Consider the following 15,801-nt stretch of genomic DNA (forward strand, 5'->3'; position numbering starts at 1 on the left):
AGGGGGCCTTCACGCGCATGGCGTCAGGGGATGACCAGCATCGGCTCGGACTCCGGGGTGGTGGCGTCCGAACGGGTGGTTTCGGCGAGCCGGAGCCCGGTGGTGCGCGGGGCGATGCGGTCGAGGTTCCACGAACTCAGCAGCAGCGCCACCTTGGCGCGCATCTCGGTCCGCAGCCGCAGGAACGAGTCGGCCGGATCCGCGCCGACCTCGCCGAGCAGGAGCCACCAGGCCCACGCGGCGGCACCGGCGTTGGCGACGAAGTCCGGGATCACCGGGATGCCGCGAGCCGCCAGGCCCGCCTCGGCGTCGGGAGTGGTCGCGGCGTTGGCCGCCTCGATGACGACCTTCGCCTTGACCGAGCCCTGGTTCCCGGCGCGCAGCGCGTAGGAGATCGCCGCCGGGACGAGGATGTCGGCCTCCGTCGCGACGATCTCGTCACGAGGCAGCAGTCGGACGTCCGAGGGCAGCCGGCTCCGGTCGATCTCGCCGTAGGAGTCCCGCAGGTCCAGCAGCGCCGGGATGTCGAGGCCTTCCGGCCGGTACAGCGTCCCGGCCGCGTCGGCGACCGCGACGACGCTCATCCCGGCCTCGTGCAGGTACCAGGCCGCGCCACCGCCCATGGTGCCGATGCCCTGCACGGCGACGGTGGTCTTCTCGACCGGCCACTCCCACGCGTCGGCGACACCGAGGCAGGCCTGTGCGACGCCGTAACCGCCGATGACGTCGCCGAGCAGGAGCCCGCCGGGGACCGGGGTGCTCAACCCGGCCTGCACGCGGCGAAGGGTGTGCGCCGGATCGGCCGAACGGCGGATCGCGGCGTGGTACGACTGCTCGAGCCCGAGCTTCGCGAACACCTCGTCGATCAGGTGCTGCGGCACGCCGAGGTCTTCGGCGGTCACCCAGTGGTTGTCGATCCACGGCCGCAGGAACGCGCAGAACCGTTCGAGGACACCGAAAGCGCGTTCGTCCTTCGGATCGAAGTCGATGCCGCCCTTGGCCCCGCCGACCGGGAGGCCGAAGGTCGCGGTCTTGTTCGCCATCCCTCGCGCCAGGTCCTCGACCTCGGACATCGTGCAGCCCGCGCGCATCCGGGTGCCGCCGGTCGCGATGCCGGAGACCAGGCTGTGCACGACGAGGTAGCCGGTGGCACCGGTGACAGGGTCGGTCCAGATGAGCCTCATCAGCGGTTCGGCGTTCCTCGCGGCCATGCGGCCACCTCCTTCGGGGTTCGGGGTCGTCCTGCGCCACTTCCGAGGGTGCGCCCCGGTGAGCGCGGGCGTCCATTTACCGAATCTGAACGATGGTGTGCAGAGAAACTGGTGTAACGCGTCATCCGGCGTCCGTGACCGCGCCCGTTTACGTTGGTGACATGGAGCTTTCGTTGCACCGCCTGCGGATGCTCCGCGAGCTGAGCAGGCGCGGCACCGTCACGGCGGCCGCGGCGTCACTGCACTACACCGCGTCGGCGGTGTCGCAGCAGCTGGCTCAGCTGGAGCGGGACGTGGGCGCGAAGCTGTTCGAGCGATTCGGCAGACGGGTGCAGCTGACCGAACTGGGGTTACTGCTGACGGAGCACGCCGAGGAGATCCTGGGCTCGGTCGAGCGGGCGACGCTGGCGCTGGAGGAGGCGCAGACGACCGTTTCGGTCCGCCTCATGGCCGGGGTGTGGGCTTCGGTCGCTTCCGGGCTCCTGCCGCACGCGCTGGCGGCGCTCGCGGGCGAACATCCGGGGATCCAGGTCCGGACCCGCGAGCTGGCGCCCGAGGACACCGCCGACGCCGTCCGTGACGGCGAACTGGACCTGTCGTTCGTGATCGACTACTCCGACGCGCCGATGCCGTGGGACGCCGGTCTGGAGCGCGCGGTGATCGCGGTGGAACGGCTGCACGCGGCGGTGCCGTCCGGCGCCGTCCCCGCGGGCAGCGCGTCGCTGCTCGAACTGGCCGAACACCCGTGGATCCTCGCCAGCCCGAAAAGTCACTTCGGCCGCGCGGTGCGCACCGCCTGCCACCGGCACGGGTTCGAGCCCAAGATCAACCACGAGGTGGAAGAGCAGTCGACGGCGATGGCGATGGTCCGGGCGGGCCTCGGGATAACCCTCGTTTCGGATCTCGGGCTCGGGCTGCGGCCGCCGGGGATCGACGTTGTCGCGTTGACCACACCGTTGCTCCGAACGGTTTCGATCGCTTACCGGACGACGTCGTCGCGGCGACCGGCCTTGCAGCTGGTAATCGAGGCGGTCCGCAACGCCGCCGCGTCGCTGGGCCTGGGCACGGAGCCCGCTTTGCCCTGATCTGTCCGTCCTGGATAGTGGTCCGGGGGTCTTGCCCGGCAGGAACCGACCTGAATTTGTCGGACCCCGCGTGTAGCGTCCGAAGTCAAGTTTTCCCGAATATCGGACAACCGACTGGACGGCGGAAAGATGACTACTGTTCATGATTTCCCCGAGAAGTCCGGGAGCGCGTCGAACGCGACGGCGAAGGTCCTGTCGGACCGCGCCGAAGGTGAGGCGTATGTGGCTTCCGTGTGCTTCAAGCACGGGCCACCGAGACTCCTCGGCGTAGAGCTGGAATTCACCGTGCACTACGCCGACGAGCCCGCCCGGCCTCTCGATCCCGATGATCTCGCCGCCGCGCTCGGCCCGCACACCCCGCGGACCCTGCGCCCCGACAGCCCCGCCCTCCCTCTTCCGGCAGGTTCACCCTTGAGCCTCGAGCCCGGATGCCAGGTGGAGATCTCCGCTCAACCACAGACCACGCTGCGCCAACTGGACGCCGTCGTCTCGGCCGATCTGGCCCACCTCGAAACCCTTCTCGCCACCCGAGGCCTACACCTGGGTGACACCGGGATAGACAGGCACCGCGCCCCGGTCCGCAAACTGGGCACACCCCGCTACGCCGCCATGGAACGCCGCTTCGCCCCGATGGGCGAGGGTGGCGCGACGATGATGTGCAGCACCGCGGGGCTGCAGGTGTGTGTGGACACCGGCGAGGCGGGCGATCTCGCCGCGCGCTGGGCCGCGGTCCACGCGCTCGGCCCGCCCCTGCTGGCCACCTTCGCCAATTCCCGGATCCACGCCGGACGCGACACCGGCCACGCGTCCGCGCGCTGGCTGGCCGTGATGGAGACCGAGCAGGCCCGCACCCGCTCGGCGGAGCCGTCGAGCGATCCGGCGGGGGAGTGGGCACGCAGGATCCTGGACACCCCGCTGATGGTGCTGCCCGGCCGCGACGGCGGCTGGGACGCCCCCGATTCCCTGACCTTCGCCGACTGGATCGACGGACGGGGCGCGGGCGCCGGACTCGGCAAGCCCACCGAGGACGACCTGGCCTATCACCTGACGACCTTCTTCACCCCGGTCCGTCCACAGGGGTACCTGGAGATCCGCTACCTGGACGCCCAGCCCGCCGACAGGTGGCTTCATCCGGTCGCCCTGCTGGCCGCGCTGCTCGCGCGCCCGTCCACAGTGGACAAGGTGCGCGAACTGTGCGAACCGGTCATGGGCCGATGGGAGTGCGCGGCCCGGTTCGGCCTCGCCGACCGGGCGATCGCCGCCGTCGCCTGCGAGGTGGTCGACCTCGGTTGTGCCGAACTCGGCATGACCGGTCTGCCACCGGAGACCATCAACGGGATCAGCGAGGGCGTGCAGTCCCTCCTCCACGGTTCGAGGAGCCACCAGTCATGAGCGTGGAAAGCACCGAGACCAACCCGCTTCGCGCGCTGAGCCCGCAAGACCTGCGGGCCCACGCGGCCGAGGCGCTCACCAGGGCCCGCGAGCGCAGCGTCGCGCTGACCGACGTCGACGACGAGGACCTGGTCCGCCAGCATTCGAAACTGATGTCGCCGCTGGTCTGGGATCTGGCCCATATCGGCAGCCAGGAGGAACTCTGGCTGGTCCGCGACGTCGGCGGCCGCGAGGCGCTGCGTCCGGACATCGACGACATCTACGACGCGTTCCAGCACGCCCGCGCTGATCGCCCCGAGCTGCCGTTGCTCGGCCCGGAAGAGGCACGCAAGTACGTCCGCGAGGTCCGCGAGAAATCCTTCGACGTCCTGGAAAACGTTCCGTTGCAAGGCAGGCGCCTCACCGAGGACGCGTTCGCCTTCGGCATGATCACCCAGCACGAGCAGCAGCACGACGAGACGATGCTGGCCACCCACCAGCTCCGCAAGGGCGATCCGGTGCTGCACGCGCCCGCTCCGCCGCCGTCGCGGACCGGGCGGTTGCCCGCCGAGGTCCTCGTTCCCGGAGGCTCCTTCACGATGGGCACCTCGGCCGAACCGTGGGCGCTGGACAACGAGCGCCCGGCACACGAGGTCGCGGTGGAGGCGTTCTTCATCGACACCACACCGGTCACCTGCGGGGCGTACACCGAGTTCCTCGACTCCGGCGGCTATCGGGACCCGAGGTGGTGGAGCGAACGAGGCTGGGCCTATCGCAGCGAGCACGGCATCGACGCGCCGCGCTTCTGGAAACGGGAGCCGGACGGCTGGTGGCGCACGCGGTTCGGGGTCTACGAAAAGGTGCCCGCCGCCGAACCCGTGGTCCATGTTTCCTTCCACGAGGCCGAGGCGTACGCCGCTTGGGCAGGCAAGCGGCTGCCCACCGAACCGGAATGGGAGAAGGCCGCCCGGTTCGATCCGGCGACCGGCCGTTCGCGCCGGTTCCCTTGGGGCGACGAGGAACCCACCCCCGAGCACGCCAACCTCGGGCAGCGGCACCTGCGGCCCGCGGAGGTGGGCGCGTACCCGGCGGGCGCGTCGCCGCTGGGTGTGCACCAGTTGATCGGGGACGTCTGGGAGTGGACCAGCAGCGGGTTCGAGGCGTACCCGGGATTCGCCGCGTTCCCGTACAAGGAGTACTCCGAGGTGTTCTTCGGCGGGGACTACCGGATCCTGCGAGGCGGCTCGTTCGGCACGGACGCGGCGGCCATCCGCGGCACGTTCCGGAACTGGGACCACCCGATCCGGCGGCAGATCTTCTCGGGCTTCCGTTGTGCCCGGGACGCGCGGCGGGATGAGGTGGCCTGAGCGGCATGTGCCGTCATCTCGCGTACCTCGGCGAGCCGCGTTCGCCCGCCGACGTGCTCTTCCATGCCCCTCATTCGCTGCTCGTGCAGTCCTACGCCCCGGCCGATATGCGGGGCGGCGGTTCGGTCAACGCGGACGGTTACGGCCTCGGCTGGTACGTCGGCGGTCCGGAGCCGGTTCGACTGCGCCGGGCCGCTCCCTTGTGGACGGACGGGGACCTGCCCGCGCTGGCCGGGTCGGTGCGCTCCCACGCCTTCATGGCGGCGGTCCGCAACGGCACCACAGGGATGCCGGTGGTCGAGGCGGCCAACGCGCCGTTCACCGGCGGCCCGTTCCTCTTCAGCCACAACGGGCTGGTCAAGGGCTGGCCGGAGTCGATGGCCGAACTGGCCGCGAAGCTGCCGGTGACCCGGCTGCTGACCCTGGAAGCGACGACCGATTCGGTGCTGCTGTGGGCTTTGCTGCGTGAGCGGCTCGAAGCGGGTGAAGACCCGCTTGGGGCCGTCAGGTGGCTGACCACCGCTGTCGAGGAGGCGGGGCCGGGTTCCCGGCTCAACCTCCTGTTGACCGACGGAAAGGCGCTCATCGGCACGGCTTGGACGCATTCGCTGTCCTACCGGGACCTCGGCGGCGGTGTCGTCGTCGCTTCCGAACCGTGCGACGACGTCGCCGGATGGACGCCCGTTCCCGACCGGCACGCCGTCCGGGTCACCGGGGACGGCGTGGAGATCATCGCACTCGAAGAAAACACCGCACTCGAAGCCGATCGGAGCCCTGAGGCACGATGACCGAACTGGACCTCGACGTACACCACAGCGAATCGGATATCACCGAACAGCTGCGCGCGGACGTCCGTGCCGGCCTGGGGGCGGACCAGAAGTGGTTGCCGCCCAAGTGGTTCTACGACGCGCGCGGCAGCGAACTGTTCGAGAAGATCACCGCGCTGCCCGAGTACTACCCGACCCGCAGCGAACGGGAGGTACTCGCCGCGCGCGGCGGGGAGATCGCGGAAAGCTCCGGCGCGCACACCCTCGTCGAACTCGGTTCCGGGTCGAGTGAGAAGACCCGGCTCCTGCTCGACGCGCTCACGAGCCACGGCACGCTGAAGGAGTTCGTGCCGCTCGACGTCTCCGAAACCGCGCTAGCCGAAGCCGCGGAGGCCATCACGGCCGACTACCCGTCCCTCGACGTCCGCGGCGTGGTCGGGGACTTCACCCGGCATCTCGACCTGCTGCCGGGCGATCGGCCGCGACTGGTGGTCTTCCTCGGCGGCACGATCGGCAACTTCCTGCCCGCCGACCGCGCGACCTTCCTTCGCTCGGTCCGCGAGGTGCTCGACGAGGGGGAGTGGCTCCTCCTCGGGACGGACCTGGTGAAGGACCGGGAAACGCTGGAAAAGGCCTACGACGACGCGGCGGGGGTCACCGCCGAGTTCAACCGCAACATGCTCCACGTGATCAACAACGGCCTCGGCGCGAACTTCGATCCGGCCGCCTTCGACCACGTCTCGTATTGGGACGAGGAGAACGAATGGATCGAAATGCGCCTGCGGGCCCGTGAGTCCTTGACCGTCGACATCCCGGGCGCCGACCTTTTGGTGAAGTTCGCCGAGGGTGAGTACGTGCGCACCGAAATCTCCGCGAAGTTCCGGCGGGAGGGAATAGCCGCCGAACTGGCCGAAGCCGGATTCGCGGTGGAGAAATGGTGGACGGACTCGGCATCGCGGTTCGGGGTGAGCCTGGCAAGATCTGTGCGTGGCTAACCCTCTTACGTTCCTCGCTCGCGCGCTCGGCACGAAACCGTGGCTGATGGAGCTCGCTGGCGGGATCATCTGGGTGGACAAGAAACTCCACCGCCTGTTCAACGGGAAGGTGAGCCTGGTCGCGCTGGCCGGGCTCCCTTCCCTGCGGCTGACCACGACAGGCCGCAAGAGCGGGCTGCCTCGCGCCACCAACCTGTTGTACTTCCCGCACGGGGAGGACCTCGTGCTCGTGGGCTCCAATTGGGGGAGGCCGAACGATCCCGCGTGGACGCACAATCTGCGGGCGAACCCGGACGCGGTCGTGGCGCTGGCCGGTAAGGAGTTCCCGGTCAGGGCCAGGGAACTCGTCGGCGGCGAGTACGACGCGATGTGGAAGCTCCTGCTGGAGTTCTGGCCGGGCTACTCCATGGAGGAGCGATCCGCTCGCCGTGTGTTACCGATTTTCGAGTTGAAGACCACCACACGATAGGTTCGTACCATCCTTTCGGCCGGTGACTGGGTTACCCGCTTGTGCGAGGCTCGCTTGGTGTTACGCGCCGTGACGTCGACGGCGCATCGTGCGACGTGGTCCGTCACGTCGCCAGCCGAGGGAGGAGTCGTTTTGCCGAGATCCACAAGGAGGCCGGTGCGCGGTTTCGCACTGGTAGGGGCACTCGTGGCAGGTGCCGCGCTGGCCGGGACGCCCGGAACCGCGGTCGCCGCCCAGGACGCCGGGACCTCCGCCGCCCAGGTCGGCGCGACAGCGCCGGTGAACTGGGGTGCCTGCACGGCGGACCAGATCCGCGGTGTTCCCGCCGACCAGGCGAAGTTCTACAGCTGCGCAAGGTATCGCGTGCCGATCGACCATGACAACGCGGCGCTCGGCACCATCGACATCGCGATGCTGAAGCGGGCCGCGAAGACGCCGGACAAGAAGGTCGGCTCGCTGTTCCTCAACCCGGGCGGCCCCGGCGGCTCCGGGTTCCGGATGCCGATCGGCGCGGCGAACTACTTCCAGCCGCAGGTGCTGGACCGGTTCGACCTGATCGGGTTCGACCCGCGCGGCGTGGGTGCCAGCAACCCGCTCAAATGCTTCACCACGCAGGAAGACGCGAACGACGTCTTCGGTGCGCAGGTCCCCGTGCCGCTGTCGCGGCAGGAGATCTCCGGCACGCTGGCCGCGTACCGGGACTACGGCCAGTTCTGCAAGAACAACGCCGGTGCGCTGCTGAACCACATGTCCACCAAGGACGTCGTGCGCGACCTCGACAAGATGCGGGCCGCCGTCGGTGACCAGAAGCTGACCTTCGTCGGCTTCTCGTACGGGACCCTGATCGGGTCGACGTACACGTCGATGTTCCCGAAGCAGAGCCGGGCGATCGTCATCGACGGCAACGTGGACCCGGCACTGCGCACCAGTGACGGCGTGCAGTACGACCGCGAGCGCGCTCGCGGGTTCGAGATCGCGCTGGACGGCTTCCTCCGCAAGTGCGCCCAGGTCGGGCCGAAGTGCTCGTTCAGCGCGGGCACGCCGCGGGAGAAGTTCGACGAGATCCGCGACCACCTGCGTCAGCAGCCGATCAAACTGCCGGACGGCAGCAGCTACGACATCAACGCGTTCACCAGCACGGTTTCCGGGGTGCTGTACTCGCCGACGTCGTTCCCGCCGCTGGCCGACGACCTGCAGGCGCTGTACAACGTCGTCCACCCGCCGTCGGCGCAGACGCAGACGGCGCAGGCCGTCGAGCTGAAGGTGCTGCGGTCGGGCGCGAACGGGCGTGCGGACGCGAACCCGGACAGCCCGTACGTGGGCGACGACTCCTACTTCGCCGTGAACTGCTCGGACAAGAAGATCACGATCAAGCAGGAGAAGGTCCCCGAGATCGCCGCGAAATGGGAGAAGGAATCGCCCACTTTCGGTCGCTACCAGGCGTTCTCCGACGTCGCGGGCTGCCCGGTGTGGCCGGTGAAGAACCCGGACGTCTACCGCGGCCCGTGGCAGGCCAAGACCGACACCCCGGTGCTGGTCGTCGGCAACTACTACGACCCGGCGACCCAGTACCTGTTCTCGAAGCGGATGGCCGCCGAGCTGGGCAACGCCCGGCTGCTGTCCGTCGACGCCTTCGGGCACTGCATCCTGGGTGACTCGCTCGGGGTGGACAAGGTGACTGCCGACTACCTGATCGATCTGAAGGTCCCGGCCAACGGCCAGGTGTTCCAGCCGAACGTCCAGCCGTTCGAAACCGCCACTGCCTGAACCTAGGTGCAAGTCCGTGAAGGCCTCCTTCCCTACCTTGAGAGTAGGGAAGGAGGCCTTCACGGACTTCTGGCCTCAGACGTCGACGCTCGCGTAGGTGTCCAAGCCGTAGTTCGTGGCGTACGCGTTCTCGACGCCGACGAGAAGGTCGACGATCTCGAAGTAGCGGTCCCAGAAGGGCGTCTCGCGCAGCGCCTCGATGAGGAGCTGGTACGAGTGATGGTCGTCGGCCTCCCACACCCACACGTCGGTCACTCGCGCGGAGTAGAACTCGGTGTCGAAGAAGCGGGAACGAACTCCTTTCGCCTTGCTCTCGATCGCCGGGAGCACTTCGGTCTTGAAGGCCGCCACCCGTTGTTCGACCGTCAGGCCGAGCCATTCGGGAGTGGTCTTCACGAGCATGAACGCGGTCACTTCGGACATGGTGCTTCCCTTCAGGCGTAAGCGCCGGCTTCGATGTCCCCGACCAAGGTCGGGCCGTACGGGGTCCACTTGAGGAGGTCACGGGTGCGCGCGCTCGAAGCGGACATGTCCAAGCCGAAGAACCTGCCGACGAAACCGAAGTGCTCAGTAGCCTTCTCGGGATCGACCGACACCACGGGGACGCCGAGCGTGCGACCGATGGCTTCGGCGATCTCACGGGTCGTGACGGCCTCTTCGGCGACGGCGTGAAGCAGCGAACCCGTGGGCGCGCCTTCGAGTCCCAGCCGGACGAGCCGGGCCGCGTCGGTGCGGTGCACCGCGGCCCAGGACACGGTGCCGTCACCGAGGTAGCCGGAGACGCCGTGCGTGCGGGCGGCCGCGACGAGGGACGAAACGAAACCGGGATCACCGGCGTCGTGCACGGACGGTGCGAAGCGGGCGCCGATGATCCGGATCCCCTTCTCCGCGTACTCGAGCGCCAGGTTTTCGCTGCCCCCGCGCGGAGAATCGGGACCGACGGCCGGTGAGGGGTCGGTCTCGAGGGCGGGGCGTCCCGCCACCAGACCGGACAGCACCGAGGCGAACAGGAACGCGCGGCCGGAACCGGCCAGCGTGTCGGCGATCGCCTCGATCGCGGCCCGTTCGGAGCGTTTGGTCTCGGCAGGGTCGGTCCAGTCGTGCTTGTTCGCCAGGTGGACGACGGCGTCGGCCTGATCGGCGGCGGCGCGGACGCCGCCGAGATCGTCGAGGTCGCCGCGGTGGACGGCAGCGCCCTTGCCCGCCAGTTCGGCTGCCGACGCGTCCGAGCGGGCGAGGCCGGTGACCTCGTGACCGGCGTCGAGCAGCTCGTCCACGACGGCCGAGCCGATCCAGCCGGTCGCTCCGGTGATGAAGACGTGCACGGAAATACTCCTTCTACTGGTTCCCGCGGGTGCGGGAAAGACGTGATTGCCCGACGACGAGCGCGCCGAGGACCAGCACACCGACGCCGATCACCCGCAGCGCGGTGCTCGCGCTCGAGACGAACGCGGAGATCACTTCGGGGGACCGTTCGGCCGCGCTCACCGCGAGGGCCTGCGCGACGGTGTGCGGATCGTGGTCCGCGCGGATGTCCGGCGGCAGCGCGGCGACGAACCGTCCGGTGAGGACGGTGCCGATGACCGCGACGCCGAGCGCGCTGCCGAATTCGCGGGTGGTCGCCTGCAGACCGGCGCCGACCCCGGCCTGTGCCGGGGGAAGCGCGCCGGAGATGGCGCCGGACAGGGTCGGCAAGGAAAGCGTGACACCGATCCCGGTCACGACGAGCCAGGCCGCGTAGGCGAGGTACGGCGTATGAGTGTCGCTTGTGGACAGTCCGATGAGGCCGCCGCCGACGAAGACGAACGCGACGGCGATGGTGGTGTCGAGGCCGGCGCGCTCGACGAGCCGCCCGACGTGTCGTGCGCCGAGGATGACCGGAACGGTCAGCGGGATGATGCCGAGTCCGGTCGCCAATACCCCGAAACCCTTGCCGTACTGGAGGAACGACGCGTTGACGTAGAACAGCGCGAACATCCCGAAGAAGATCGCGGTCATCCCGAGACACGCGCTCCGCAGTGCGGGAACGCGGAAGAGCCGGGGGTCGATCAGCGGATGCGCGGTCTTCAGTTCCACCAGCGTCCACCCGGCGAACAGGACGGCGGCGCAGGCGAATCCGGACAGCACGAGCGGGCTGCCCCAGCCCGCTTCCGGTCCCTCGACGATACCGAGCAGCAGCGCGACCGACGCGCCGACGAGCAACAGGGTGCCCGGCAGGTCCAGACGGCGGTCGTGGCGCGCCGACACCGGCGCGATCCTGGCGACGAACGCGGCGAGCGCCAAGGAGATCGGGACGGCGGCCGCGAACAGCCAGCGCCACGACCCGCCGGAAAGCACCGCCCCGCCGCCGACGTTTCCGGCGACGCCGCCGATCCCGGTCATGGACGCCCAGGTCGCGATCGTCCTGCCCTTGTGCTCGGCGGGCACCGCGTGCAGGAGGACGGCGAGCGTGTTCGGCAGGATCGCGGCGGCGCCGACCCCGGTGATCGCGCGGCCGGCCAGCAGGACGGGCACGTTCGGTGCGATTCCCGAGAGCAGCGCGCCGATCGCGAACAGGGCGAGACCGGCGAGCAGGACGCCCTTGCGGCCGAAGCGGTCGCCCGCGGCACCACCGGGGATCACCAGGCAGGCGAAGAAGACGACGTAGGTGTCGACGATCCAGATCAGTCCCGACGCGGACGGGCTCAAGGTGCTCGCGGCGAGCATCGGGACCGCGAGGTTGATCGCGGCGACCATTCCGACGACGAGCACGACGCACGCGCACATGACGGCGAGCAGACCGCGCCGGACGGCCGGATCGTCCGGCGCGGCGGGGTCGTCGCGAAGCTGAAGACGAAGTGACATGTCCATGACGCTAGGGATCAGCGGCCTATTCGCGCGACGCAACTTTGGCAACGACTATTTGCGTACGATGCAACTATGGTCGATCAGCTGGACCTCAACCTCCTGCGGGTGTTCGACGCGCTGCTGCGGGACGGCAGCGTCACCGCGGCGTCCGAACGCCTGCACCTGTCCATCCCCGCGACCAGCCGGGCGCTGAGCCGCCTGCGCCGGGCGATGGGGGATCCGATCCTCGTGCGCGCGGGGCGTGGGATGGTGCCGACACCGTTCGCGCTCCGGATCGCCCCGCGCGTGCGGTCGCTGCTCGACGAGGCGTCGGCCTTGATCAGCGCCGACCGGGAGCTGGCGATCGGCGATCTCGAGCGCACGTTCACCATCCGCATCAACGACGGCGTCGCCGCGACCTTGGCGACGGCGGCCGTCGAAGCGACCGCGGCCGTCGCGCCGGGCGTGGTCCTGCGGTTCGTCGCGGAAGGCAGCGAGAGCGCCGAGGCGCTCCGGGACGGCTCGGTCGACCTGGACATCGGCGCGGGCGAGATCGCGTCACCGGACATCCGCTCGGTGCTGCTGTACCGCGAACGAGTGGTCGCGATCGTCAGGGCCGACGGCGCGCTCGGCCGCGCCCGCCGCCCGACGCTCGCGCAACTCTGCCGGTATCCCCACGTTTCGGCCTCCCGGCGAGGCCGCATACGGGGACCGCTCGACGACGTCCTGGAGGCCGAGGGGCTGCGCCGCCGCGTCGCGGCCGTCGTCCCCACCTCGGCGGTCGCCGCGTTCCTGGTCGCGTCGAGCGACTACATCGGGCTGGTGCCTCAGCGGCTGGCGGAGCAGTACGGCCGGTCGCTCGGGATCCGTTGGTTCCCCGTCCCCGCGGAACTGCCGGAGGTCGAGGTCCGGCTGCTCTGGCACGCCCGGCTCGACGCGGACCCCGCCCAGCGCTGGCTGCGAGACACGATCCGCGAGGCGTTCGGCTCACCGTCCTGAGGTCGTTTCCTCCCGTTTTTCCGAAGCCGGAAATGATCTGGAGCGCGGAGACCGCCCGTTGTTAGAGTGATCTTGTTCGGCGGTGTTCGCCGCCTCCCGGGGGAAGGAAAGACTTTGCGTACCAAGAGAATGCTGTCCATCGGTGGGGTGTCCGCCGTCGCGCTGGCCGTCCTCGTTCCCGGCTCCGCCTCGGCCGCACCGGCACTCACCGAACTGCCCGCCTTGTCCGGTTCTTCGATCGCCGGCGCCGCCGGGATCAACGACAGCGGCGTGGCCGTCGGATGGTCGAGGGCCGGCGACACCTCCCACGCCGTCCGCTGGAGCGCCGACGGGAAGGTCACCGATCTCGGCACCGCCGCCGGTGACACCCGGAGCGAGGCCACCGGGATCAACAACGCGGGAACGGTGGTCGGCCTGTCGTCGAACAGCACGGGCCAGCGCGCCGTCCGCTGGGCGCCGGACGGCGGGATCACCGTCCTGGACTCCCTCGCGGGAACGACGTACTGCCAGGCGGACGCGATCAACGCGACCGGTCAGATCACCGGCTACTGCTCGGCGTCGTCTTCGAGTTACTACGGGAAGCCGGTCCGCTGGGGGACCGACGGCAAGGTGACCGAATTGGCCACCCTCCCCGGCGGGACCTCCGGTGGCGGCGCGGCGATCGCCGACGACGGCACCATCGCCGGCTGGTCGACCGCGAAGGACTACCAGACGCACGCGACCCGCTGGGCCCAGGACGGGACGGTCACCGGGTTGCAGTACCTGCCGTCGGGCTACTACGCGAAGGCGTTCGGCATCGGCGCCGACGGGACGATCGTCGGCACGGTGCAGCGTTCGATCGGCGGCAGCTACGGCGTGTCCGCCACCCGGTGGAAGGCGGACGGTTCGGTGACCGATCTCGGTGGTTTCCCGGTCACCGACAAGCCGGACAGCGAAGCGCGGGCAGCGGGCCCGGACCACACCGCGGTCGGTATGTCGAAGGACACAGAGGGTCGTTACACCGCTGTGCGCTGGAATTCCGACGGAAGCCTCACCGACCTCGGAAGGGCGGCTGGAGCAGGGCCGGGAACCATCACCTTCGCGAGTTCGATCAACGTCAACGGCGTGATCGTCGGCCGCTCCGGCGCGGTCGCGGTGCGCTGGACGCCCTGAGCGGCGTGGTAGCCTCCGAAGGTTGATCAACACCGTTCGAGTACGAAAGCGAGGTGAGCGGCACATGCCGGAAGACAGTTCTGGATCGACCGGAAGCGGTCGCCGTTCACCCGTGTGCGCGGTGCGCTGACCTTCTCCGGTCTCCTTTCCCTGTCTGGCTTTGTGTACGCACGCCAGAAAAGAGCCGGAATCATGAACACCTTCGAAATGCTGCTCAGGGTCGGCACCGGCGTCGGCCTCGGCGAGGTCATCGGCATCGAACGTCAGTACCGCGCCCGGATGGCCGGTCTCCGCACCAACGCCCTCGTCGCCGTCGGCGCCACCCTTTTCGTTTTGTTGTCCGCCCACGGTTTCGGCGGGCTGAACACCAGCGGTGACGCCGACCCGACGCGGGTGGCCGCCCAGATCGTCTCCGGTATCGGATTCCTCGGCGCCGGGGTGATCCTGCGGGACGGGCTGAACGTGCGCGGCCTCAACACCGCCGCCACGCTGTGGTGCTCCGCGGCCGTCGGATCCCTTGCGGGAGCGGGGCTTTACGTCGTCGCGCTCGCGGGAACCGTGGTGATCGTCGGGGTCAACGTGCTCCTGCGCCCGCTGGGCCGGGTGGTGGACCGCCGTCCCGATCACCAAGACGAGCGCGAGGCGGCCTAGTGCGGGGTCTCGTGAGGGTTGCTGTGGGGTAAGGCAAAGGTGGCGTGCCCGGGCGGGATGGTGCCTGAGGTGACGTGGCACAGCAGTTCCGCGAAAGGGCCTCACCCGGCTCTTGACTGTCCATAAGGGACACTTCGCGAAGCAAATGCGCCCGGTTTGGGTAAGTTGCACGGTTTCGCGAGAGGGTCGTGAGTGTTATTGAGTGTTCTAACCCGAATCGCCACTCACGACCCCACGTCGAACCGTGCATGGCGGCATAGTCGCCTGCCTGCCCTTCCACGACTTTGCCGGGGCCCTGGCGCTTGAACTGAGAAGAAGCCTTATGGCCACTCACGAGGATCCGGCCAGAAAATCCAGCAGGATCCGGGAAAACTCGGCGGGCTTCTCGAGATTGATCATATGCGCGACCCCGGGAACGACCAGTTTCCGGGCGTCGCGCGCCTCGCGCTCGATCTGATCGGCGACATCGTGGATGTCGGACGCGTCCACCTCGCCCACCAGAGTCAACGTGCGCGGGGGCAGCTCGCCGGTGCGCTCGATGGCCCGTAGCTCGTCCATCAGCGTGAAGCCGGCGAGCCCATGCCGCACGATCGTCTGCGTGTACATCTCCTGACACAGCCGCCGGACCCGCTGATCGACGTCCTCCGGCGCGCGCCGGGGACCGTCGACCCACATCCGCAGGACGCATTCGATGGCGGCGGGGAGATCGCCCGCGGTGCCCGCCTCCTCGAGTTTCCTGTTCTGCTCCACGACGAAGGGGTCTTTCATCGTCATCGAGCTGAGGCCGGTGGCCACGAGGACCAGGTTGTCGACGAGGTCCGGATAGGTGAGCGCGAAGTCCACCGCGATCCGTCCACCGCCGGACAGACCGACAATGGAGGCGTGGGGGAGGCCGAGCGCGGTCATCAGCGCGCGCAGGTCCTCGTAGTGCTTGAACCGTTCGGTGGGCGTGGACGACTCGCCGTGCCCTCGGGCGTCGTAGCGGATGGCGGTGTAGCCGCGTTCGAGCGCCGTCATCTCGGCGTCCCACATGCGGGAGTCGAGCATGCCGCCGTGCACCAGGATCACCGGGTCGCCCGCACCGCGGATCTCGTACGCCAGCTCACCGTTTTCGACGTGGATTCTCCCCGAGGTCATAAGG

The 15,801-nt window shown here is 69.2% G+C and carries 15 protein-coding genes; 10 read left to right on the forward strand and 5 right to left on the reverse strand.

Annotated elements, in window-relative coordinates; genetic code table 11:
- Positions 1-23: 23 nt before the first annotated feature.
- Positions 24-1,211 carry a Glu/Leu/Phe/Val dehydrogenase dimerization domain-containing protein gene (locus ACZ5ZX_RS10835; protein ID WP_465501789.1) on the reverse strand — a complete coding sequence of 396 codons (1,188 nt, stop codon included), beginning with the start codon at positions 1,209-1,211 and terminating at the stop codon, positions 24-26.
- Positions 1,212-1,372: 161 nt separating this feature from the next.
- On the opposite strand from ACZ5ZX_RS10835, the gene ACZ5ZX_RS10840 reads away from it, so the two are divergent.
- From ACZ5ZX_RS10840 to ACZ5ZX_RS10870, 7 genes are all read left to right on the forward strand, one after another.
- A complete protein-coding gene (locus tag ACZ5ZX_RS10840) occupies positions 1,373-2,296 on the forward strand; it encodes a LysR family transcriptional regulator (RefSeq protein WP_465501790.1) in 924 nt (307 codons plus the stop codon).
- Positions 2,297-2,425: 129 nt separating this feature from the next.
- Positions 2,426-3,688 (forward strand): glutamate-cysteine ligase family protein, encoded by a 1,263-nt coding sequence (locus ACZ5ZX_RS10845; protein ID WP_465501791.1) that lies wholly within the window; start codon positions 2,426-2,428, stop codon positions 3,686-3,688.
- Entirely contained in the window at positions 3,685-5,034 is a 1,350-nt protein-coding gene (gene egtB / locus ACZ5ZX_RS10850) for an ergothioneine biosynthesis protein EgtB (protein WP_465501792.1), read from the forward strand. Before ACZ5ZX_RS10845 ends, egtB begins: the two co-directional genes overlap by 4 nt.
- 5 nt (positions 5,035-5,039) lie before the next feature.
- Complete coding sequence (egtC, locus tag ACZ5ZX_RS10855; protein WP_465501793.1) at positions 5,040-5,822, forward strand: ergothioneine biosynthesis protein EgtC; 783 nt, start codon at positions 5,040-5,042, stop codon at positions 5,820-5,822.
- Positions 5,819-6,796, forward strand: a complete 978-nt coding sequence (gene egtD, locus ACZ5ZX_RS10860) for an L-histidine N(alpha)-methyltransferase (protein ID WP_465501794.1) — start codon at positions 5,819-5,821, stop codon at positions 6,794-6,796. Before egtC ends, egtD begins: the two co-directional genes overlap by 4 nt.
- Before the next feature lie 46 nt (positions 6,797-6,842).
- Positions 6,843-7,265: a nitroreductase family deazaflavin-dependent oxidoreductase gene (locus ACZ5ZX_RS10865; protein WP_465502163.1), complete on the forward strand. Its 423-nt coding sequence runs from the start codon at positions 6,843-6,845 to the stop codon at positions 7,263-7,265.
- 156 nt (positions 7,266-7,421) lie between these two features.
- Positions 7,422-9,032 (forward strand): alpha/beta hydrolase, encoded by a 1,611-nt coding sequence (locus ACZ5ZX_RS10870; protein WP_465501795.1) that lies wholly within the window; start codon positions 7,422-7,424, stop codon positions 9,030-9,032.
- Positions 9,033-9,107: 75 nt separating this feature from the next.
- Here the strand turns inward: ACZ5ZX_RS10870 and ACZ5ZX_RS10875 are convergent, their stop codons facing one another.
- From ACZ5ZX_RS10875 to ACZ5ZX_RS10885, 3 genes are read right to left on the reverse strand one after another with little or no spacing between them, the layout of a single operon-like run.
- Positions 9,108-9,455, reverse strand: a complete 348-nt coding sequence (locus ACZ5ZX_RS10875; protein WP_465501796.1) for a darcynin family protein — start codon at positions 9,453-9,455, stop codon at positions 9,108-9,110.
- 11 nt (positions 9,456-9,466) lie between these two features.
- Positions 9,467-10,357: an SDR family oxidoreductase gene (locus ACZ5ZX_RS10880; RefSeq protein ID WP_465501797.1), complete on the reverse strand. Its 891-nt coding sequence runs from the start codon at positions 10,355-10,357 to the stop codon at positions 9,467-9,469.
- A 13-nt stretch (positions 10,358-10,370) separates the two neighbouring features.
- Positions 10,371-11,798, reverse strand: coding sequence for an MFS transporter (locus ACZ5ZX_RS10885; protein ID WP_465502164.1), 1,428 nt, complete (start codon positions 11,796-11,798; stop codon positions 10,371-10,373).
- Between the two features lie 153 nt (positions 11,799-11,951).
- On the opposite strand from ACZ5ZX_RS10885, the gene ACZ5ZX_RS10890 reads away from it, so the two are divergent.
- The 3 genes from ACZ5ZX_RS10890 to ACZ5ZX_RS10900 all read left to right on the forward strand — a co-directional run bounded on the left by ACZ5ZX_RS10890 (position 11,952) and on the right by ACZ5ZX_RS10900 (position 14,660).
- A complete protein-coding gene (locus tag ACZ5ZX_RS10890; protein WP_465501798.1) occupies positions 11,952-12,857 on the forward strand; it encodes a LysR family transcriptional regulator in 906 nt (301 codons plus the stop codon).
- A 114-nt stretch (positions 12,858-12,971) separates the two neighbouring features.
- A complete protein-coding gene (locus ACZ5ZX_RS10895) occupies positions 12,972-14,009 on the forward strand; it encodes a hypothetical protein (protein ID WP_465501799.1) in 1,038 nt (345 codons plus the stop codon).
- Between the two features lie 192 nt (positions 14,010-14,201).
- Positions 14,202-14,660 carry an MgtC/SapB family protein gene (locus tag ACZ5ZX_RS10900; RefSeq protein ID WP_465501800.1) on the forward strand — a complete coding sequence of 153 codons (459 nt, stop codon included), beginning with the start codon at positions 14,202-14,204 and terminating at the stop codon, positions 14,658-14,660.
- A 330-nt stretch (positions 14,661-14,990) separates the two neighbouring features.
- Here ACZ5ZX_RS10900 and ACZ5ZX_RS10905 read toward each other — a convergent pair whose 3' ends face one another.
- Positions 14,991-15,797 (reverse strand): alpha/beta fold hydrolase, encoded by an 807-nt coding sequence (locus ACZ5ZX_RS10905; RefSeq protein WP_465501801.1) that lies wholly within the window; start codon positions 15,795-15,797, stop codon positions 14,991-14,993.
- Positions 15,798-15,801: the final 4 nt, after the last annotated feature.

This window comes from Amycolatopsis sp. NPDC033938, from assembly GCF_055575975.1.